This window comes from Stenotrophomonas geniculata ATCC 19374 = JCM 13324 (genome assembly GCF_001431625.1).
Taxonomy (GTDB): domain Bacteria; phylum Pseudomonadota; class Gammaproteobacteria; order Xanthomonadales; family Xanthomonadaceae; genus Stenotrophomonas; species Stenotrophomonas geniculata.
The window spans coordinates 1-20620 of the sequence record NZ_LLXT01000143.1 but is presented as its reverse complement, the minus strand read 5'-3'; the positions used below and the strand labels follow the sequence as shown (position 1 = coordinate 20620).

Here is a 20620-nt window from a genome sequence, read left to right as displayed (position 1 = left end):
CATGAATGCGCCCGCCCGCTCGGGTATCCGGTCATGGCTCGGGGTAGAAATTGGCAATCACCCCTCGGGTCTCATTCAACACTCTGACGTTGTGATGGGTCTCTTTCGTCCCTGCGGGCAAACCGTTATGACTGAGGTCAGGCGACGACCAGAGATTTATCCGTCCACATGGTGCTCCGGAGCATTCATAGGACATCAGTGTCCTCCATCGTCCAGGCGCATTTTCCGGCGCCTTATAGCCATGGCCATAAGAAAATCTCGGGGGACGTACGGTGGCGTTCGCGGGCTCATGATCTGCACCGAACAGGTGCCCGATCTCGTGGGCAAGGCTGCTGGTCGTGGCACCGAGACAATTCCGTTGCACTACCGCGAATGCGGTTTCCTTCGTCGCAAGCACGCGCTGCGATTGCCCACAGACCGACCGTGACGGACCGGTATCAATGATCATCAGCACGATGTCTGCCTTCTCAATATCACGAACCTGATGCATGACGCCGAGTGCGCCTCTTCTTCCGGCAACCAGATCGTCAAGCGTCTGAGTAACACCGGTTTCCTGATAGCCGGAAAGGACGTTGGCGGCGCGCTCGAGTTCAACCTTGATTCCGCTATGAGAGAAACTCTCGTTGGCTAAACAGACGGCCTCCCGCATTTCTGCGAAGACCACCTCGCGGTCATCGCCGAGGGCCGTAGTTCCGTAGCCAAACAGGACACGTACTGTCGATTTCGCCTCTTGCTCAACGTCGTCAGAACTGACCGCATCGAGTGCATCCGGGCTGACATCGCGAACCGGTGCCTCGCGTGGAAGCCGGCGAAAATCCTTTCGAATCAGCACACCTTCTTGCAGTTCGTATCGAAAGCTCCCAATGTCAAAGATGGCCCTTAGTTGTCCGTCAGCAGCCTCGGTGATCCGAACCGCTCTCTCCGCATCCACGCACGAAGACGGTGCCTTAGATGTAGAAGTAGAAGTAGAAGTAGATGTAGATGTAGATGCCATCGTTCCGGTCCAACGAAGCCGGGCAGAGGGCATCGCGGCCACTGCTCCTGCATCCGTGCCCGCCGGGACATAGACCGGGTCTGGAGCCGCATTCAATCGCGGGCCTGCAGTGCGCTTCAATCGCACGATTGCATCGAAGAGATCCACTTCGATCACATTGTCGGACAATGCCTCTGGGTGAACGTCGACACGGCGAATCCAGTCGACAATGCTATCCTCGTGCCGCTTACGAATCTGCATACCGGGATCCCATCCGCCGACAGGAATCTCAATGAACTTGGATGCCGCCTGCGCAGGCCAGGATGCGCTACTGAATAGCACGACGGCCAGAGAGAATAGAGCTGTTTTCATGATCTACTCGTAGTATCGGTGCCACATGGCATGACGAACGCTACGGCCTTGCTACTGACCACTTGGAGACTTTCGTCACATAGGCTGTGGGAGACAGCGATGTCGAGTAGCATGCGACAAAATCTCCCTATGCAAGCTCAGGATTGGTCAGATCTGAAGCGCTGAAATTCGGCCTCGCCATGCCAGCGATACTCAAATAACTGGCGCTTGCGACACCTGATAGTCTGGCCGCCGGTCCCTCACATCATTGCGCTCATTGAACACAGCGCGGCGCGTATCGCGCTTCACCAGCTGATCATCGTTGAGGGTATAGCGCCAGACGCCGTGCCTGAACCCCGCGCGTGCGCCCGAGGCACTCAATCTGATGCTTATGCGCTGCGGCTGGCTGAGCTTGGGTTTGCATCCGGGGACGTGCTTTTCGCCGTTCCCGTCCATTGCACGCTGGGCATCGTGACAACTTCGCGATGGACGCCCTGCGCACCATCAGGGCGGTACATGACCTCTTCCGCGGTTTCGAACAAAGGGACGGAAGGATCGCGGACAAGGTGGAGAACAACGTCATACAGGTTGACGGTAATCTCGTCTGCGGCCGACGCAAGCTCATTCACTCGAACCAGACGCACCCATTCCACGGTGTCGCCACTCGCACGCAGGCGCTGCACTGCCTGTACCACCGATGTATCGGCAAGCGCCTCCACGAATAGCTCAGCGGCCATGGTCTGCGAGAGCCATACCGGCGTGTAGAGCTGCAACGCCGCCAGCATCCTGATCGCTTCTATTCGAATTGCATGGACCTCCGGGACAGGACCGACGTCGGCTGCCTGGGGCAGCACGATACGTTTCGATCAATCTCTAGAGGAATGCGGACAAGGTCGCAATGGTCAACCGCGACAGCCCCAGCCAAGCATGTGTGGCAGGGCATTCTCACGGCTCAGCACCCCGATGTAGGAGGTCCCGCTTACGACACGGCGACCAAGCCAAAGCCCCGCGCTGCGCGCGACAGTCGACTGACGGTCGGCGCTACTCCCGCCGCTTCAAGCGGAGGTCACAACGCCGCGGTCAGCGGGCATTCGCCGCGATCACGGCAGGCCTGCAACTCGCACTCTCCCGCAGCCTCGTCGTCATCCAGCGCGGTCAGATCGAAGGTCTGCTTGTCTTCGGCCAGTACATACATCACCGGGTAATCCCAGACTTCATCGCGACGGCTGCCCTGCACGAACAGCCGTCCGTGCGCATGCGGTCCTTCCAGCGCAACGGTCAGGCCGACATCGCGCTGGCCGTTGATCGCGGTCTGCATGCTGCCCAGCGGCATCGATTCGATATGCAGCGGCTCGCCGAAGGCTTCCACCAGTTCGATGCTGCAGCCCGCGCGACGCAGCGCTTCGCGCATCGGCGGGCTCTCGCGTGCCGCCTCGCTCCAGCGCAGCACGCTCCAGGTCACCACGCCACCTGCGCCGCCCAGCACCAGCACCACCGTCAGCGGCATTGCCCAGCGCCAATGGCGGCACCACCAACCGGCGGACGTCTGTCGATGGGCGGGAATCGGTGGTGGCAGGGTCATCGGCGGGCTCCTTCCCGGCTGCGGATCAGGGCTTCAGGCAACGTCCCAGGAAGGCTTCGGCCACGCGGTAGCGATGCAGGGCATCGGCGCCGGACAGGCCATGCTTGGCACCCGGGTAGGTCATCAGCTCGAACGGCTGTGCACGCTTCTGCAACGCGCTCATCAGGCTGGTCGAATTGGTGAACAGCACGTTGTCGTCAGCCATGCCGTGGATCAGCAGCAGCGGCGAGCGCAGGCCGTCGATATGGGTCAGCACGCGCGCTTCGCGGTAACCCGCTTCATTGCGCGCCGGCAGATCCATGTAGCGTTCGGTGTAATGGCTGTCATACAGGCCCCAGTCGGTCACCGGCGCACCGGCCACGCCACAGGCGTACTGGTTCGAGGCCTTGGCCAGCAACATCAGGGTCATGTAGCCACCGTTGGACCAGCCCTGCACGCCGATGCGCGCCGGGTCCACCCACGGTTGCTGCTTCAGCCAGGTCACGCCGCGCAGCTGGTCGGTCACTTCCACCGTGCCCTGCTTGCCATACAGCGCACCACCGAAGTCACGGCCACGTCGCGGGGTGCCACGGTTGTCCAGCGAGAACACCACGTAGCCCTGCTGGGCCAGATACTGGTTGAACAGGTGGTCGCCACGGCCGGGCCAGCTGTCGGTGACGGTCTGGCTGGCCGGGCCGCCGTAGACGTACACCGCCACCGGGTAGCGCTTGGACGGATCGAAGCCGGCCGGCTTGATCAGGCTGTAGTTCAGCGGGGTCTTGCCATCGGCAGCCGTCAACGTGCCGAACTCGACCGGGCGCTGCGCATCGCGGTAGCGCGCATACGGGTGCTTGGGATCGGCCAGGTCGTTCTCCACCAGCGTAGCGATCTTCTCGCCGTTGGCGCGGAACAGTTCAATCTGCGGCGGCGTAGTGCTGTTGGACCAGCTGTCAACGTAGACGCTGGCATTGCGGGCGAACGTGGCGCTGTGCATGCCCGGTGCCCTGGACAGGCGCTGCGGCTCGCCGCCCTGCAGCGACACCGCGTAGATCTGGCTTTCGCGCGAGGTCTCGATGCCGGCACGGAAGTAGGCCTTGCCGGCCTTTTCATCGACCGCCAGCAGTTCGTCCACCGGCCAGTTGCCGTGGGTCAGCGCGGTGCTCTTGCCCTTGCTGTCGATGCGGTACAGGTGCTGGAAGCCGGTGCGCTCGGACGACCACAGCACGCTGCCGTCGTCGAGGAAGCGCAGGCTGTTGTGCAGCGGCACCCAGGTCGGGCTGGTCTCGTGGGCGAGCACGCGCTGGCGGTTGGAATCGAGCGCCACTTCCACCAGGTCCAGCTGTTTCTGGTCGCGCGACTGGCGCTGGAAGCTCAGGTGCTGCGCATCGCGCCAATCGACGCGGGCCAGGTAGATGTCCTGCTCCTTGCCCAGGTCGACCCAGCGCGGCTGCGCGTCGGCGGCCGGTGCGATCACGCCCAGCTGCACGCGCACGTTGGCATCGCCGGCGGCCGGATAACGCTGCTCGATCACGTCGGTGCGGTCGGCGTAGACCTCGTAGCGCTTCTGCACCGGCACCGGTGCCTCGTCGATGCGGGCAAAGGCAATGGCCGAATCATCCGGCGCCCACCAGTAGCCCGTGTGGCGGTCCATCTCCTCATCGGCGACGAACTCGGCCACGCCGTTGCCGATGGTGGTGCTGCCATCACGGGTCAGCTGCAGCTGCTTGCCACTGGCCAGGTCGATCACCCACAGGTTGCGGCCGCGGATGAAGCTGACGAAGCCGCCCTCGGGCGACAGCTTGGCGTCGGTGGCGAATCCTTCACCGTGGGTCAGCTGGCGTACCGCGGCTTGGCCCTGCTGCTTGAGGTCGTACAGGTACAGCTCGCCGCCCAACGGGAACAGCAGGCGCTGCGCGTCCGGCGACCACTGGTAATCGACGATGCCGGTCATCGCGGCGATGCGCTGGCGTTCGCGGCGTGCCTTTTCCTCATCGCTGAGGGTTTCGGTGCCGGGCAGCACCACCTTGGAATCGACCAGCAGCCGGGTCTGGCCGCTGCCGATGTCGTAGGTCCACAGGTCCAGCTGGTTGCGGTCGCTGTCCTTGCCGCGCAGGAAACTGACCTGCGAACCGTCCGGCGCCACCTTCGGCTTCATCAGGGTCGGGCCGGACAACGGCAACGGGCCGGTGATGGCTTCCAGGGTCAGCTTTTCAGCGTGGGCGGTGGTTGTGGTGGCGAGCATGAGGGCGAGCGAAGCGAACAGGTGGCGCATGGAGGATCCCGGCAAACGGCAGGTCCACCCCGGCTCGGAGCACGGGGCGGTCGTTCCCCATCCTAACCAAGCCCGTGCAGGAAGGCAGCATGACCTTTTGCCCATAAGGAATGCTGACGAGTGCCGACCAACGGCCGGCACCCACCGTCCTGGGTCAACGCTGGCCGAACAGGTGCTTGCGCTCTTCGTCGCTGAGCGGCTTGCCGGCGTTGGGGTTCACCTGCTGGCGCAGGGCATAGGCGCGCTGGGTGGCCGGGCGTGCGGCGATGGCGTCGTGCCAGCGCTTGAGGTTCGGGAACGCGGCGAAATCCACCGGCAGCTTGTCGTAGGCGCCGATCCACGGATAGCTGGCCATGTCGGCGATGCTGTACGCGTCGCCGGCAAGGAAGGCGTGCTGGGCCAGGCGCTTGTCCATCACCCCGTGCAGTCGGCGCACCTCGTTGTCGTAGCGCTCGATGGCATACGGGATCTTGTCCGGCGCATACACGTTGAAGTGGCCCATCTGGCCGCTCATCGGGCCCAGGCCGGCCATCTGCCAGAACAGCCATTCCAGGGTGGTGACGCGGCCGCGCGGGTCGCTGGGCAGGAACTGGCCGGTCTTTTCGGCCAGGTACAGCAGGATCGCGCCGGACTCGAACACGCTCAGCGGGGCGCCGCCATCGGCCGGGGCGTGGTCGACAATCGCCGGCATCTTGTTGTTCGGCGAGATCGCGAGGAATTCCGGCTTGAACTGGTCGCCCGAGCCGATGTTGACCGGGTGGATGCGGTACTCCAGGCCGGCTTCTTCCAGCAGCAGGGTCACTTTGTGGCCGTTCGGGGTGGGCCAGTAATACAGGTCGATCATGGCGGCGGCTCGGGGTGCGGAAAGGAACCTGAAGTCTAGTGCGTGAGTTGGGTTGGCACCGTCACGGCAGGCCGGTAACCTCGCCTCTCCCCCGCAACGCAGCATCCTCCGCATGAGTGCAAACCGCCCGCCGCTCTCCCCGCTGTCCACGCTGATCTTCGCCTCACGCTGGCTGCAGCTGCCGCTGTACCTGGGCCTGATCGTGGCGCAGTGCGTCTATGTATTCCTGTTCGGCAAGGAACTGTGGCACCTGATCTCGCATTCGGCCTCGATGGGTGAACAGCAGATCATGCTGATCGTGCTGGGCCTGATCGACGTGGTGATGATCTCCAACCTGCTGGTGATGGTGATCGTCGGCGGCTACGAGACCTTCGTCTCGCGCCTGCGCCTGGAAGGCCACCCGGACCAGCCGGAATGGCTGAGCCACGTCAACGCCAGCGTGCTGAAGGTGAAGCTGGCGATGGCGATCATCGGCATCTCCTCAATCCACCTGTTGAAGACGTTCATCGCCAGCGGTGCGCTGGGCGGCATCCCGCTGTGCACGCCGGAGCAGATGAGCGTGGCCGCTGCCAACATCGGTGTCGCCCGCTGCTCGATGCTGACCCAGGACGGCGTGCTGTGGCAGACCATCATCCACTGCGTGTTCATCCTGTCGGCGATCGGCATCGCCTGGACCGACAAGCTGATGTCCAACGGCCACAGCAAGTCGCACGACAAGGCGCACGACCACTGAGGTCGTTGCCAGCAGCGGCATGACGCCGTTGCCCGTCCCGGCCACCGCCCCTTGTACGCGGCGGTGGCCGGGATGCTAGATTGCACCCTCGCCGTTGCCGGCGGTGGCGTCGGGAAACGTCATCGTTCCGCGCCCGGACCCCAGGTCCCGGCCATGCGTATCAATGATTTACGTCACGTCGTCTTCTAGAGGGGAGCAGGATGTCGCACGTCTCAACGATCACCGCCGCGCGCCGGTGGCTGCCGGTTGCCCTGGCACTGGCACTGGCCGCCTGCTCGGGCAAGGAAGAATCCGCAGCACCTGCTGCCGCCACGGCACCTGCCGCTGCTGCACCCGCCGCACCGGTGGTCGCTGCCAAGGTGCAGTCGATGGGCACCGAGCAGCTGCGCGAATCGGCCAGCCAGGCGCTGCGCGAGAACCGCATGTATGCACCGGCCGGCGACAACGCCATCGAGTACTACCTCGCCCTGCGTGACAAGACGCCGGACGACGCCTCGGTGAAGAGCGCGCTGACCGATCTGCTGCCCTACACCCTGATCGCCGCCGAGCAACACCTGGGCCGCGAGGACTACACCGAGGCGCAGCGCCTGGTGGCACTGATCGAGAAGGTGGATGCCTCCGCCCCCGCACTTCCGCGCCTGAAGGAAGGCCTGGCCAAGGGCGTGGAAAACGCCGCCAAGCGCACCGAGACCGAAGCCGAGAAGGCAAAGAAGGACGCCGAGGACCGCAGCAAGCAGCAGATCGAACAGCAGCGCCTGGCCGAACAACGCACCAAGGAAGCCGACGCGGCCAAGCAGATCGCCGCGCAGCAGGATGCCGCACGCCGCGACAGCGAGCGCCAGGAGGCCGAGCGCCAGGCCGCGGCACGTCGCGATGCCGAACAGAAGCAGCAGCAGGCCGCCGCCCAGCAGGCCAGCGCCGCGCGCCAGGCAGCCGCCGCCGCAGCTCCCACCCTGCGCCCGGTCAGTACGCCAGCGCCGCGCTATCCGGCCGAAGCCCTGCGTTCGGGAACGTCGGGCGAAGTGCTGGTGGAGATCACCGTCGGCACCGACGGCTCAGTGGTCAGCGCCCGCGTGCTGCGCGCGACGTCCGGACGGACCTTCGACCGCGAAGCCCTGAACGCGGTCAAGCGCTGGCGCTTCGAGCCGGTCAACGCGCCGGTCACCACCCGCCGCACCCTGGTGTTCGCGCCGGGCGGCTGACCGCAGAAAAGGGGACGGAGGGGATCAAGTCGTTTCTGCCGCCTCCATGACGCCAAGGCCCGGTCCGTCCGGGCCTTGTCCGTTTCAGGCCGCACCATCAATCAGGTGCTGCAGGGCAGGATCGCGCGCGACCAGCACCTGGAACAGGCCCAGCGCATGCAGGCCCGGCAGCAACGCACGCAGGTCAGCTTCGGCAGTGGCACGGAAGGCGGGATCGCTGGACGGATCCTGCCAGTCACGAACGCTGGCCAGGAAAGCACCCACGCTGCCCTTGCGCACGGTGACGCCGTTCACCTGCACGTCGTTCTGATGGTCGGGAAGAATGTCCTGTGGCTGCATGGGGAAGCGCTCCGTTGAAGTAGGCTCCAGTGTCGGGACGCGGACGCGACGTTTCTGCCGTATAACTGCCAATTGATATGGCAGATCAGACAACCACCGGATTACTCGACCCCGCGTTGGCCGATACCGCCGACGGACCGGTGGTGCTGGCGGCCGGGCTGCGCCAACGCGGTATGCGTCGCACAGCGCGCCACCGGCATGCCCGTGGGCAGCTGCTGGGTGCACACCAGGGGCTGCTGCGGATCGCCGCCGACGACCTGCACTGGCTGCTGCCCGCAGGTCACGTCGCCTGGATACCGCCCTTGCTGCCCCACGCGCTGCTGAGCGCAGACGGGTTCGATGGCTGGAGCCTGTACTTCAACGCCGAGGCCTGCCTGGGCCTGCCCGCCACACCGCGCATTTTCCAGCCCAATGCACTGCTACAGGCGGCGACAACACGTGCGCTGCGATGGCCCCACCAGCCACTGGATGCTGCGCAGGCACGACTGGCCGGTGTGATCGCCGATGAGATTGCCGCCAGCACGCCTCTGCCGCTTGCCCTGCCACAACCGCGTGACCGGCGACTGCAGAAGATCGCCGCCGCACTGGCGCGCGCACCCGAAGACGGCCGCAACATCGGGGACTGGGCCGCCAGCAGCGGCCTGTCCGGCCGCAGCCTTGCCCGCCGTTGGCAGGCCGAAACAGGCATGACCTTGAGCCAGTGGCGGCAGCGCCTGCGCGTGCTGCTGTCGCTGCCACGCCTGCTGGCGGGCGAACCGGTGATCGGTGTTGCGCTGTCGATGGGCTACGACACGCCCAGTGCGTTCATCGCCGTGTTCAAGCGCGAGATGGGCGTGACGCCTGCGCGGTACGGGGAGGACTGACGTATCCAGTACTCCCTCTAGCCTTCCTTGCGACCTAAGCTGCTTGCTGATTTCAGGAGCGCAACAGATGAAGTACGACGACGCCAGCTGGCATTCCGGGGGTGACTTCCCTTCGGATCTTCCTGCAGAGGCCGGTGCTACTCACATTGGCATGTACCTGGCGTGGCTGCTGCTACAGGGAATGGCAAGCGCGGAACTCGCCGAGGACGCAGAAGAAGACCTGCAGGCGTTGCTGGAACGCAGAACGACGCCAGGCCTGTTCCTGCTGGAGTGCAGCGACGGCAAATTCGTCGACGATCTGATCAGTGATGAAGCCAACACGTTCACCGCTGCGTACTACGACCTCGAGAATGGCCAGTACCTGGACGACTATGAGGGACAGCTGGGCGCCAATGTCCCGGATCTGTACCACGTCGCCGATACCTGGGAGAACTTCGATCGACTGGCACCGGTGATTGCCCAGCGTTTCGCCATTTGGCAGGCAACGCAGTCCTGAAATCAACGAGGCCCGGAATGACCGGGCCTCGTTTCAGATCCGCCGGGCATGGCCCGGCGCTACCACCCGCACTTAGCCGGAGATGGCCAAGCGCTCGTTGTGGTACCGGCGCACTGCGGCGAACCACAGCAGTGCGGCCAGGCCGAGGCTGGCGCCCAGGTAGATGGCCCAGACTGCCGGCGTGATCGGCTCGTGGCGGATCACCTTCAGCAGCATCTGGTTCTGCGACAGGAACGGCACGGCGTACTGCCACAGCTCGCTCTTCAACGGGTAGGCCACCAGCGCGTAACCGGGCATCATCGGCAGCAGCATCAGCCAGGTCATGTGGCTCTGCGCCTCCTTCATGCTCTTGGCTGCGGCCGACAGGAAGGTCAGCAGCGAGGTGCCGATCATCAGCATCGGCAACATCACCAGCAGCATCTGCAGCATCGAACCGACATTCATGTTGAACTGGCGGCCGATGTTGCCGGGCGCGATCTGCGCGCTCACCTTGAACGCCACCAGGGTCAGCAGCAGCGACACGAACCCGACCACGCAGGCGGCGGCGATCTTGCCGCTTACGATCGCGCTGCGCGAACCCGGCGTGGCCAGCAGCGGCTCCAGCGACTGCCGCTCGCGCTCACCAGCGGTAGCGTCCATCACCAGGTAGGCGCCACCGATGAACGAGGTGAGTGTGAGAAGCACCGGCAGCAGCATCGACAGGATCATGCCGCGCTTGGCTTCGGCACTGGCCAGGTCCTGGCGCGCCACGTCCAGCGGCCGCGCGACCTGCGCGTCGATGCCACGCGCCATCAGGCGCAGCGCACCGATCTGGCCATTGTAGGTCGCCAGTGCCGCCTCCAGGCGTGCGCTGGGCACTTCTGCGGCGCGACGGGTACTGTCCTTGATCACCTCCACCAGCGCCGGCTTGCCATCGGCCCAGTCCTTGCCGAAGTCATCGCTGATGCGCAGTGCCACGTCGATCTGCTGGCTGCGGATGGCCTCGGCCAGGTCCTTCGGTGCCGGCGCGGCGTTCAGCCCCTGCGCGGCGAGGAAACGCACCAGATTGGGGGCGTTGTCCGCACCGATGGTCGGAATCTGCAGCGGTTGTTCAATCTGGGTGCGCACCCGGCTCTCGGCCAGCTTGCCCATGCCCAGCAGCAGCACCGGGTACAGCAGCGGCCCGAACAGCAGGGTCAGCAGCAGCGTGCGGCGATCACGGGAAAGGTCGCGCAGTTCCTTGCGCATCACCGTCATCAGGGTCGACATCGTGCTCATGCGTGCAGGCCCTCTTCGCTGCCGATCAGTTTCACGAACGCATCTTCCAGGTTGGATTCGCCGGCCTGCGCACGCAGTTCATCGGCGCTGCCGGCAGCCATCACCGTGCCCTTGGCAATGATCACGATGTGATCGCACAGCGCGGCCACCTCCTGCATGATGTGGCTGGACAGGATCACGCAGCGGCCCTCTTCGCGCAGACCCAGCAGGAAGCGGCGCAGTGCGCGCGTGGTCATCACGTCCAGGCCATTGGTCGGCTCATCGAGAATGACGTTGCGTGGGTCGTGCACCAGCGCGCGGGCAATCGCGGTCTTGGTGCGCTGGCCCTGCGAGAAGCCATCGGTCTGGCGGTCGAGGATATCGCCCATGTCGAGTGCATGTGACAGCACCTCGATGCGCTCGCGGATGCGCTCGGCCGAGAGACCATGCAGTTCGCCGAAGTAGGCGATGTTCTCGCGCGCGGTCAGGCGCTTGTAGACACCGCGCGCGTCGGGCAGCACGCCAAGGTGGCGGCGTACGTCCACCGGATTGCGCGCAGCATCGACACCATCGACGCTGATGCTGCCCTGGTCGGGGGTCATCAGCGTGTACAGCATGCGCATGGTGGTGGTCTTGCCGGCACCATTGGGGCCGAGCAGGCCGGTGATGCGGCCATCCTCGGCGCGGAAGCCGACGTTGGAGACCGCCTGGATGCGGCCCGTGCGGGTGTCGAAAGCCTTGTGCAGGTTGTCGGCGACGATCATGGTTCCCATCCGTTGAACGAGGTGAACGCCGGCACGTAGCTCAGCGTGTCCAGGCAGCCGGCATCCAGCGCCTTGGCATCGGTCTTGTCGATGAACTGGCCGAGCAGGCGCGGCATGCAGCCGGCGGTCAGCGTGCCGTGGCCCTGGCCGCGGGCGACCAGCGCGCGGCCATTGGGCAGGCCCTTGAGCACCTGCTCGGCATAGCGCGGCGGCGTCACCGGGTCCAGCTCACCGGACAGCAGCAGCGCCGGTACGTCACTGCGCAGCGGCACGGCATTGCCTGCAGGTGCCGGCCGGTGCGGCCATACCGGGCAGGCGGCGAAGAAGGCACTGGCCACGTCGTTGCCGAACAGGCGCTCGGGATCTTCGGCCGGTGCGTGGTAGCGCGGCGCATCTTCGCTGCAGATCACCGACCACTGCATGCCACGATTGATCTGGAAATCCATGCTGCGGTTCGCACCACGTGCCAGCGACGCCAGCGGTGCATAGCGGCCATGCGCGGCTTCATCGAGAACCAGCGGCAGCAGCGAGGAATACTGCGGCACATAGGAGAAGGCGAACGCCAGGCCGATCACGCTGTCCGGACTCAGTACATCCTGCCGGGTCTGGTTGGTGCCGGGGTCGCGATACTTCACCGAGACCGGCGCACGGCGCAGGGTCTCGACCACGCTGCGCAGCTGCGCGCGGGTGTCGGTCGGGAAGCGCTTGCTGCAGGCGGCATCCTTGCGGCACTGCGCCGATTGCAGGGCGATCGCATCCTCGAACGTCGTGGCGAAATCACCGCCCACCACCAGCTCATTCGGCACTACGCCATCGATGACGATGCTGCGCGTGTGCTGTGGATAGGCACCTGCATAGCGCTGGGCCACGCGCGTACCATAGGAGCCGCCGACCAGGTTGATGCGCTCGACGCCCAGCGCCTGACGCACCGCATCCAGATCAGCAATGGCCTCGGTGGTGGTGTAGAAGCGCGCATCGGCCCGCCCCTGCAGCGAAGCGGCGCAGCGCTCGGCGTAATCGCGCAGCGACGCTTCAGTGGGTGCGGCATCCTCGTCCATGGCCAGTTCCTTGCCATCCGCGCCACGGCAGTTGAGCGGGTTGGAGCCGCCGGTACCGCGCTGGTCGACGAGGAAGATGTCGCGCTGCTTGCGCACCTGGCGCAAGGCGGTATCGACAATGACGGCCACCTCGCTGGCTGCCTGGCCAGGACCACCGGCCAGGAAGAACACCGGATCGGGCTGGCTGCTGCCGCCATCGCCCGATTCCAGCCAGGCGATGCGCAGGCCGACGCGTCGGCCATCGGGCCGGGCCCGGTCCTCAGGCACCTGCAGGGTGGCGCACTGCGCTTCCACGTTGGCGCTGGCGCCTTCGGTGGACAGCGTGCAGGGCTGGAAATCGATGCTGCCGAAGCGGCGGCTGGGTGCATCGCTGGCGCCTTCGGCGCCGGGTGACGGTGACTGGCTGCAACCGGCAAGCATCAGGCTGGCCAACGCTGCGGCCAGCGCGAGGTGGTGTCTTTGCATCGTGCTCGTTTCCCCTGGAGGACGTTCCTGGCAACCACGACGGGCTGCCGCGGAAGATGTGACTCAACTTACACGGGCACGGCGTCGTCGGCGATGGGCAGACGCGAAATCTCCGCCGGCGTGGCGCAGGCCAGGCGATCGCGGCCGGCGGCCTTGGCCCGGTACAGCGCCGCGTCTGCCGCTGCCAGCAGCGTGGACAGGTCGCCGTGGCCGTCGTCCATGGCCAGGCCGAGGCTGGCGGTGACCGTCACCGGCCCGGTGGTCAGCCGCGCCGGCTTCTGCTGCAGAGCGGTACGGATCGCCGCAGCCCCCGCCATCGCTTCACCCTGCGTGCTGCCGGCCAGCACCAGCACGAACTCCTCGCCCCCGTAGCGGCCCAGCAGCGTGTCGTGGCCCTGCAAACCGTGCTGCAGCAGCGCAGCGAAATGGCGCAGTACCTGGTCTCCGGCCAGATGACCCCAGCGGTCGTTGATCTGCTTGAAGTGATCGACGTCGACCAGCAACAGGGCCAGTGGCCGGCCCTGCCGACGCATCCGCTGCAACTGTGCCTGTCCATCGGCCAGCACCGCGCTGCGGTTGAGCAGGCCGGTCAGCCCATCGGTGCGCGCCGCACGCCGCAGATCGACCAGCATGCGCTCGACCAGCAGCAGCACCATCGCAAAGCACCGCGCCAGTTCCAGCATCACGCCGGCAAGGTAGGTGACGAACATCGGTGTACCGGTGCGCATGATGTCCTCGCCGGCATCGGGTGCCACCGGCAGGAACAGGCGCACCGCGTACAGGGCCGCCTCGGCCAGGAACACCGCCGCCGCCAGACGGCAGCTGGTGCGCTGCTGCGGTGGTGCATGCCGCAGCAGCAATCCGGCGATCCAGCCATCGACAATCAGCGCGAACACGCTGAACACCTGCAGGCGCAGGGCCAGGTCCGGCCACAGCACCAGGAAGGCGAAGATGCAGGCCATGAACGCAGCCGCCACCAGCAACGGCCGTCATAGCGGCAAGGGTTGTTCCAGATGCAGGGCCACGCCGCGCAGCATCATCAGACCGCAGCCGGCCATCGCCGCATTTCCGGCCAGCACCGCCGGGACCAGCGGCAGGTAGGGCCGCATGGCCAGCAGGGTTACCCCCAGGGTCAGCAGCCACAGGCTGATGGTCCACTGCCGCAGCACCGGCTGTCCGCGCAGCACGACCAGCAGCAGCGAGAACCCCACCGCAATGCCGATGCAGAGCAGGAAGCCAAGCACGGTGATGGTGGGGAAATCCAGGGACATGCGGCGCTCGTCGGCAGGGCGGCGCGCGCATCTTAGCGCCTTGCGATGCGATCCCCGTGGCGTGCTCCGGCCCGACGGCGATGCGAGGTCTGAAAACGGCGAGCACGGCGGCCGGCGCGTGCGCAGAATCCGCGGCAGACCCAGGAGACGCCCATGCACACGTGGTACCTCGGTGGCATCGACCACCGCCCCTTCCTGCACCTGTTCGAGATGAGCGACAGCGCGCTCGCCGCGCTCGGTATCCAGCGTCGCTGGGCAGGCGACAACGGCGGCCATCCCTGCCGGATCAGCCTGAGCGATCCCGCGCCTGGCAGCGAACTGCTCCTGCTGTCCCACGTCCACCTGCCGCTGCATTCGCCGTATCGCGCCGCCGGCCCGATCTTCGTGCAGCGCGGCGTGACCCGTTGCATCCTGCCGCCGGGCGAGGTGCCCCCGTACGTACAGCGCCGGATGATCTCGTTGCGCGCCTATGACCAGGCTGCATGGATGCTGGCCGCAGAGATCAGCGCGGGCACGGACGTCTCCGCTCGGCTGGACGCGCTGTTTGCCGATCCTGCCGTGGCCTTCGTGCAGCTGCACAACGCGGCGCACGGCTGCTTCTCATGCCAGGCGGATCGCGTGGGTATGGCGCCGACGTAGCAGGATCTCCACGTGATCGTTGCCACGCCGAAGACGTGATCGTCAGCGCATCCGTTCAGTCCCGCGTGAAGCCTGCGGGAAGGGCTTCACACCCACAGTCACGGATCGGCATTTCCATGGTTCCGCACCCTGCGCTGCGACTCGATACTCGCCGTGGTGCCGCCGAAAGTCCGCCGTGCAGCGCAGCTCCTGCGGTCACCGCTCTCTTTCGACGACCACAAGGAAGCGCCATGTCATTCCGATCCATACCGTTGCTGATGGCCACCTCGTTCGCGGCTGCGGGCCTCTGCCTGGCCGGGAATGCATCCGCCCACGGCACCATGACCACGCCGATCAGCCGCGTCTATGCCTGTTTCCAGGGCAATCCCGAGAATCCGACCAACCCCGCCTGTGCCGCCGCCAAGGCGGTCGGTGGATCGCAGGCGTTTTATGACTGGAACGGCATCAACCAGGCCAATGCCAACGGCAACCACCAGGCCGTGGTGCCCGACGGCAAGCTGTGCAGCGGCAACAACCCGACCTTCCGCGGCCTGGACGTGAACCGCAGTGACTGGCAGACCACGCCGATCCAGCCCGATGCCAATGGAAAGTTCACCTTCGTGTTCAAGGCGACCGCGCCGCACGCCACCCGTGACTGGCGCTTCTTCGTCACCCGCGAAGGCTGGCAGCCGGGCAGTCCACTGCGCTGGGCCGACCTGCAGGAGTTCTGCACGCTGGGCAATACACCGCTGTCGGCCGATGGCACCTACAAGCTGCAGTGCACGTTGCCGCAGCGCAGCGGCCAGCATGTGATCTACAACACCTGGCAGCGCTCGGATTCGACCGAGGCGTTCTATACCTGCATGGACGTGCGCTTCCAGGGCGCCGGCGGTACGACACCAGCAGCGCAGTGGCAGGATGCGGGCCCGGTCACCGCACGCGGTGAGCTGCCGGTGGGCACCACGCTGGCGCTGCGCGTGTTCAATGCCAACGGCAATGACGTGGAACGCGTCGAGGCCACGCTGGCCAGTGGCCAGACCGCGGCCGCGCAGTGGCCGTTGGCGCTGGCCCGCAAGGTCAATGCGAGTGCCCAGCACGCGCGCGTGGGCGTGCTGGCCAATGGCGCAATCACGCCGTCGGCGTCGGCCACCGACAATCGCGTGTACCTGAAGGACGGCAACCGCTTCCAGCTCGATACCAGGGTGCCGGACCCGGGTACGCCGTCGCCGGGCGGTGATTTCGACCACGTGCACCCGGCGGGCATCGGCAGCTATGTACCGGGCCAGACCGTCGTGAAGAGCAGCGACGGCAAGCTGTATGCCTGCCGCCCGTTCCCGGAAGGTGCGTGGTGCAACGTCAATGCCGAGGCGTACCGGCCGGGCGTGGGTGCGGCCTGGCGCGATGCGTGGATCGCGTACTGAGACCGTGTACAGGGAACGGTGGCAGAGCGCCGTTCCCTGCATAGCGTGAGACGCGCCAGCGCGTGAGTGTGAAGCCGTTCCCATACGGAACCACGCGATGCTTTTTTCAAAGTAGTCCTATGGATGCGGGCGGGTGGGATGCCGAGACTTCGCGGGGTTTCACCACCCACAGGAGATCTCCATGCATCTGTCATATCGGACTGTCATCGCGCTGTCTGTGATCGCAGGCATTGCCACCTCTGGCAGCGCTTTCGCCCACGGCACCATGTCCAAACCCTCCAGCCGCGTCTACTCCTGTTACCAGGGCAATCCCGAAAATCCGACCAACCCGGCCTGCGCTGCTGCCAAGACCATCGGTGGCGCCCAGCCGTTCTACGACTGGGCAGGCGTCAATCAGGCCAACGCCAATGGCAATCATCAAGCGGTGGTTCCAGATGGCGAGTTGTGCAGCGGCGGCAACAGCAAGTACCGCGGCCTCGATCTGAACCGCAGTGACTGGCCGACCTCACCGATCCACGCCGATTCGCGCGGGCGTTACACCTTCGAGTTCAAGGCCCCGGCCCCGCATGCCACCCGCGAGTGGAAGTTCTACGTCACCCGCGACGGCTGGCAGCCGGACAGCCCATTGCGCTGGGCCGACCTGCAGGAATTCTGCACGGTGGGCAACGTGCCGGTCTCCGGCGACGTCTACAAGCTGGATTGCCCGCTGCCCAAGCGCAGCGGCCAGCACATCATCTACAACACCTGGCAGCGCTCGGATTCCGGTGAAGCGTTCTATACCTGCGCGGACGTGCGCTTTGAGGGGGGCGGTGGTGTGACCCCGCCGCCGCAGTGGCAGGATGCCGGCCCGGTCACCGCCCGCGGTGCGCTGGACGTGGGCACCACCGTGACCCTGCGCGTGTTCAACGCTCAGGGCAACGATCTGGAGCGCCCGGAGATCACCCTGGCCGCAGGTCAGACCGCTGCGAACCAGTGGCCGCTGGCGCTGGCCCGCAAGGTCAACGCCAGTGCGCAGCAGGCGCGCGTAGGCGTGATGAAGAACGGCGTGATCACAGCGGTCGCCTCGGCCACCGAGAACCGCGTCTACCTGAAGCCGGGCAACCTGTTCCAGATCGATACCCGTGTGCCGGGCCCGATCGATCCGCCGCCGGGCGACGACTACGACTTCGTGTATCCGGCCGGTATCGGCAGCTACAAGCCGGGCGAAACCGTGGTCAAGGGTACCGACGGCAGGCTCTACGCCTGCCGCCCGTTCCCGGAAGGCGCGTGGTGCAACATCAATGCCGATGCCTATCGCCCGGGCACGGGCTTTGCCTGGCGTGATGCCTGGATCGCGTACTGAAGCAGGGCACCGGGGGCGGCGTGATGCCGCCTCCGGTTCAGGGAATGCCGGCCAGCGGCCGGCACTACCCGGACCTATTTGCTGCTGACGTACTTCTCGCGGCGGATCTGCGGGTTGCCCAGGCCGGCGGCCTTCAGCAGCTCGGCGCAGGCATCGACCATGTCCGGATTGCCGCACAGGTAGACGATGTCGGTGGCCGGGTCCGGCGTGAAGCCGGCCAGCGCCTGCTGCACGTAACCGTGCTGCACGTCCGGGTGCGGATCAACCGGCAATTCGCGTGACAAGCACGGCACATAGCGGAAGTTCGGGTGCTTTTCGGCGAAGCTGTAGAAATCTTCGCTGTACAGCAACTCACCAGGGCTGCGCGCGCCCTGCAGCAGCACGATCTGCACGCCGCGGTCGGCCATGGCTTTTTCCAGCAGCGGCAGCATCGAGCGGTACGGGGTGACGCCGGTGCCGGTGGCAATCAGCAGGTAACGGGCGTTGTGGTCGCCGGGGTTCAGGCAGAACCGGCCATAGGGGCCGGACGCACTGATCTGGCCGCCCGGCTCCAGCGCCTCGAACAGGGCCGTGGCAGCGCCACCGGGCACGAAACTGACCGCGATATCCACCGCCTCGCCCGGGCCCAGCGCGTGGTCGTGGATGGTCGCCAGCGAGTAGCTGCGCTTGGTTTCGGTGCCGTCGGCGTAGCTGAAATGGACCTGGATGAACTGGCCGGGCTGGAAATCCAGCGGCTGCCCATCATCACGCACGAACTGGTAGTGGCCGACGGTCGGGGCCAGCATGCGGCAGCCGACCAGCTTGAGGGGGAATTGAACAGGCACGACTTTTCGGGACAGTGTGTAGCCGGGGCAAGCCCTCGGGGTCTTCTATAATAGCCCCTCCCCGCCCCTCTCCAGCGCCAGCCCATGGGCGCGAAGGCTTCGAGCTTGGCATCCCAGAACGATATGGCGCCCGCCCTGCGCGTGCGCGACCTGCGCAAGACCTACGACAACGGCACCCAGGCCCTGAAGGGGGTTTCCCTGGAAGTGGCCCCGGGCGATTTCTTCGCCCTGCTCGGCCCCAACGGCGCCGGCAAGTCGACCCTGATCGGCATCATCAGCTCCCTGGTCAACCTCAGCGAGGGCCAGGTGGAAGTGTTCGGCAGCGACCTGGTGCGCAACCGCAGCGCCACCATGCGCCTGATCGGGCTGGTGCCGCAGGAAATCAACTTCAACCTGTTCGAGAAGCCCTTCGACATCCTGGTGAACTACGCCGGCTTCTATGGCGTGCCGCGCGAGGAAGCGGAACAGCGCGCCGAAGAGGAGCTGAAGCGCGCGCACCTGTGGGAAAAGGCCCAGGTGATGAGCCGCACGCTGTCCGGCGGCATGAAGCGCCGGCTGATGATCGCCCGCGCGATGATGACCCGCCCGCGCCTGCTGATCCTGGACGAGCCAACCGCCGGCGTGGACATCGAGATCCGTCGCGACATGTGGCGGGTGCTGAAGGAGATCAATGCGGCCGGCACCACGATCATCCTCACCACCCATTACCTGGAAGAAGCCGAGTACCTGTGCCGCCACCTGGCGATCATCAACCATGGGCAGATCGTCGAGCAGGGGCCGATGCGCGCCCTGCTGGCCAAGCTGGACGTGGAAGGCTTCCTGCTGGACATCGACGGTGAGCTGCCGGCGCAGCTGCCGGTGATCGAAGGCGCGACGCTGACCGCGCCGGACCCGCACACGCTGGACATCGACATGCCACGCGCAATGGACCTCAACCGCGTGTTCGCCACGCTCAACGAGGCCGGCATCCGCGTGCGTTCGATGCGTACCAAGAGCAACCGCCTGGAGGAGCTGTTCGTGCGCCTCACTGGCAACCTGGAGACTTCCGCATGAGCACCACCGAGCTGACCGACGGCCAGCGCAACCGCGTCGCGCTGCTGACCATCGTGCGCCGCGAAGTCGCACGCATCATGCGCATCTGGGGCCAGACCCTAGTGCCGCCGGCGATCACCATGACCCTGTACTTCCTGATCTTCGGCAACCTGATCGGGTCGCGCGTGGGTGACATGGGTGGCTACACCTACATGCAGTTCATCGTGCCGGGCCTGGTGATGATGAGCGTGATCCAGAACAGCTACGGCAACATCAGCTCCTCGTTCTTCGGCGCCAAGTTCGGTCGCCACGTGGAAGAACTGCTGGTCAGCCCGATGCCGAACTGGGTGATCCTGTGGGGCTACGTGGCCGGCGCCGTGCTGCGCGGCCTGATGGTGGGCGTGATCGTGCTGATCATCGCGATGTTCTTCACCCCGGTGCGCATCCCGCACCCGCTGGTGATGCTGACCACGGTGATCCTGGGCGCGACGATCTTCTCGCTGGCCGGTTTCATCAATGCGGTGTATGCGAAGAAGTTCGACGACGTGGCGATCGTGCCGACCTTCATCCTGACCCCGCTGACCTACCTGGGTGGCGTGTTCTATTCGGTAAAGCTGCTGCCGGGCTGGGCCGAAGCAGCCACGCATGCGAACCCGATCTTCTACATGGTCAATGCGTTCCGCTATGGCCTGCTGGGCAGCAGCGATGTGCCGCTGCCGGTGGCGTACGGCCTGATGATCGGCTTCGTGGTGGTGCTGACGGCGCTGGCGCTGTGGCTGCTGCGCCGTGGCGTGGGCATGCGCAGCTGAGTTTTGCGTGCAGGGCCTGCGGCCCTGCACCCGCCGAATCAACGTCAACTTCTACGGCAACATCAAAAGCTGGCATTCCGTGGGTTGGCGGGGTGGGTCCGGTTGCGGGGGACGCCGTAAACCCATCCCTGGGGGCTTGGCCGCGG

Annotated in this window: 21 protein-coding genes; 9 read left to right on the top strand and 12 right to left on the bottom strand. The window is 65.8% G+C overall.

Annotation, left to right across the window (positions count from 1 at the left end; translation table 11 throughout):
* Positions 1 to 31: 31 nt before the first annotated feature.
* The 5 genes from ARC63_RS23000 to ARC63_RS19215 all read right to left on the bottom strand — a co-directional run bounded on the left by ARC63_RS23000 (position 32) and on the right by ARC63_RS19215 (position 6001).
* The gene (locus tag ARC63_RS23000) at positions 32 to 1345 is read right to left on the bottom strand and encodes a M12 family metallo-peptidase (protein WP_082587919.1); all 1314 of its coding nucleotides are present in this window, start codon (positions 1343 to 1345) and stop codon (positions 32 to 34) included.
* A gap of 368 nt (positions 1346 to 1713) precedes the next feature.
* Positions 1714 to 2178 carry a hypothetical protein gene (locus tag ARC63_RS19230; RefSeq protein ID WP_139042446.1) on the bottom strand — a complete coding sequence of 155 codons (465 nt, stop codon included), beginning with the start codon at positions 2176 to 2178 and terminating at the stop codon, positions 1714 to 1716.
* Between the two features lie 212 nt (positions 2179 to 2390).
* The gene (locus tag ARC63_RS19225; protein ID WP_029379809.1) at positions 2391 to 2906 is read right to left on the bottom strand and encodes a cytochrome c oxidase assembly factor Coa1 family protein; all 516 of its coding nucleotides are present in this window, start codon (positions 2904 to 2906) and stop codon (positions 2391 to 2393) included.
* Positions 2907 to 2931: 25 nt separating this feature from the next.
* Positions 2932 to 5157: a S9 family peptidase gene (locus tag ARC63_RS19220; protein ID WP_057504151.1), complete on the bottom strand. Its 2226-nt coding sequence runs from the start codon at positions 5155 to 5157 to the stop codon at positions 2932 to 2934.
* A gap of 154 nt (positions 5158 to 5311) precedes the next feature.
* Entirely contained in the window at positions 5312 to 6001 is a 690-nt protein-coding gene (locus ARC63_RS19215; protein ID WP_010482229.1) for a glutathione binding-like protein, read from the bottom strand.
* A gap of 112 nt (positions 6002 to 6113) precedes the next feature.
* Between ARC63_RS19215 and ARC63_RS19210 the strand changes: the two genes are divergently transcribed.
* Together ARC63_RS19210 and ARC63_RS19205 are read left to right on the top strand one after the other, a co-directional pair.
* Positions 6114 to 6734: a TIGR00645 family protein gene (locus tag ARC63_RS19210; RefSeq protein ID WP_049454116.1), complete on the top strand. Its 621-nt coding sequence runs from the start codon at positions 6114 to 6116 to the stop codon at positions 6732 to 6734.
* Positions 6735 to 6934: 200 nt separating this feature from the next.
* On the top strand, positions 6935 to 7936 hold the full coding sequence (locus tag ARC63_RS19205) for an energy transducer TonB (RefSeq protein ID WP_057504150.1): 1002 nt from the start codon (positions 6935 to 6937) through the stop codon (positions 7934 to 7936).
* Between the two features lie 84 nt (positions 7937 to 8020).
* Here the strand turns inward: ARC63_RS19205 and ARC63_RS19200 are convergent, their stop codons facing one another.
* Complete coding sequence (locus ARC63_RS19200) at positions 8021 to 8275, bottom strand: hypothetical protein (protein WP_010482232.1); 255 nt, start codon at positions 8273 to 8275, stop codon at positions 8021 to 8023.
* A gap of 77 nt (positions 8276 to 8352) precedes the next feature.
* Between ARC63_RS19200 and ARC63_RS19195 the strand changes: the two genes are divergently transcribed.
* On the top strand, positions 8353 to 9138 hold the full coding sequence (locus ARC63_RS19195; protein ID WP_057504149.1) for an AraC family transcriptional regulator: 786 nt from the start codon (positions 8353 to 8355) through the stop codon (positions 9136 to 9138).
* Positions 9139 to 9205: 67 nt separating this feature from the next.
* Complete coding sequence (locus tag ARC63_RS19190; protein WP_057504148.1) at positions 9206 to 9634, top strand: DUF7832 domain-containing protein; 429 nt, start codon at positions 9206 to 9208, stop codon at positions 9632 to 9634.
* 72 nt (positions 9635 to 9706) lie between these two features.
* Here the strand turns inward: ARC63_RS19190 and ARC63_RS19185 are convergent, their stop codons facing one another.
* From ARC63_RS19185 to ARC63_RS23755, 5 genes are all read right to left on the bottom strand, one after another.
* A complete protein-coding gene (locus ARC63_RS19185; protein WP_057504147.1) occupies positions 9707 to 10891 on the bottom strand; it encodes an ABC transporter permease in 1185 nt (394 codons plus the stop codon).
* Positions 10888 to 11634 carry an ABC transporter ATP-binding protein gene (locus ARC63_RS19180; protein WP_057504146.1) on the bottom strand — a complete coding sequence of 249 codons (747 nt, stop codon included), beginning with the start codon at positions 11632 to 11634 and terminating at the stop codon, positions 10888 to 10890. Before ARC63_RS19180 ends, ARC63_RS19185 begins: the two co-directional genes overlap by 4 nt.
* Complete coding sequence (locus ARC63_RS19175; protein ID WP_057504145.1) at positions 11631 to 13157, bottom strand: alpha/beta hydrolase; 1527 nt, start codon at positions 13155 to 13157, stop codon at positions 11631 to 11633. Before ARC63_RS19175 ends, ARC63_RS19180 begins: the two co-directional genes overlap by 4 nt.
* 68 nt (positions 13158 to 13225) lie before the next feature.
* Entirely contained in the window at positions 13226 to 14119 is an 894-nt protein-coding gene (locus ARC63_RS22995; protein ID WP_231298665.1) for a GGDEF domain-containing protein, read from the bottom strand.
* A 27-nt stretch (positions 14120 to 14146) separates the two neighbouring features.
* On the bottom strand, positions 14147 to 14428 hold the full coding sequence (locus ARC63_RS23755) for a hypothetical protein (protein WP_057504144.1): 282 nt from the start codon (positions 14426 to 14428) through the stop codon (positions 14147 to 14149).
* A 153-nt stretch (positions 14429 to 14581) separates the two neighbouring features.
* On the opposite strand from ARC63_RS23755, the gene ARC63_RS19160 reads away from it, so the two are divergent.
* The 3 genes from ARC63_RS19160 to ARC63_RS19150 all read left to right on the top strand — a co-directional run bounded on the left by ARC63_RS19160 (position 14582) and on the right by ARC63_RS19150 (position 17809).
* Positions 14582 to 15067 carry a DUF1203 domain-containing protein gene (locus ARC63_RS19160; RefSeq protein WP_057504143.1) on the top strand — a complete coding sequence of 162 codons (486 nt, stop codon included), beginning with the start codon at positions 14582 to 14584 and terminating at the stop codon, positions 15065 to 15067.
* Between the two features lie 230 nt (positions 15068 to 15297).
* Positions 15298 to 16467: a lytic polysaccharide monooxygenase gene (locus tag ARC63_RS19155; RefSeq protein ID WP_057504142.1), complete on the top strand. Its 1170-nt coding sequence runs from the start codon at positions 15298 to 15300 to the stop codon at positions 16465 to 16467.
* A 181-nt stretch (positions 16468 to 16648) separates the two neighbouring features.
* A complete protein-coding gene (locus ARC63_RS19150; protein WP_057504141.1) occupies positions 16649 to 17809 on the top strand; it encodes a lytic polysaccharide monooxygenase in 1161 nt (386 codons plus the stop codon).
* Positions 17810 to 17883: 74 nt separating this feature from the next.
* On the opposite strand, the gene ARC63_RS19145 is transcribed toward ARC63_RS19150, so the two are convergent.
* Entirely contained in the window at positions 17884 to 18633 is a 750-nt protein-coding gene (locus ARC63_RS19145; protein ID WP_082587918.1) for a ferredoxin--NADP reductase, read from the bottom strand.
* Positions 18634 to 18717: 84 nt separating this feature from the next.
* On the opposite strand from ARC63_RS19145, the gene ARC63_RS19140 reads away from it, so the two are divergent.
* Positions 18718 to 19686 carry an ABC transporter ATP-binding protein gene (locus ARC63_RS19140; RefSeq protein WP_019336751.1) on the top strand — a complete coding sequence of 323 codons (969 nt, stop codon included), beginning with the start codon at positions 18718 to 18720 and terminating at the stop codon, positions 19684 to 19686.
* Entirely contained in the window at positions 19683 to 20474 is a 792-nt protein-coding gene (locus tag ARC63_RS19135) for an ABC transporter permease (RefSeq protein ID WP_019336752.1), read from the top strand. Before ARC63_RS19140 ends, ARC63_RS19135 begins: the two co-directional genes overlap by 4 nt.
* Positions 20475 to 20620 lie beyond the last annotated feature (146 nt).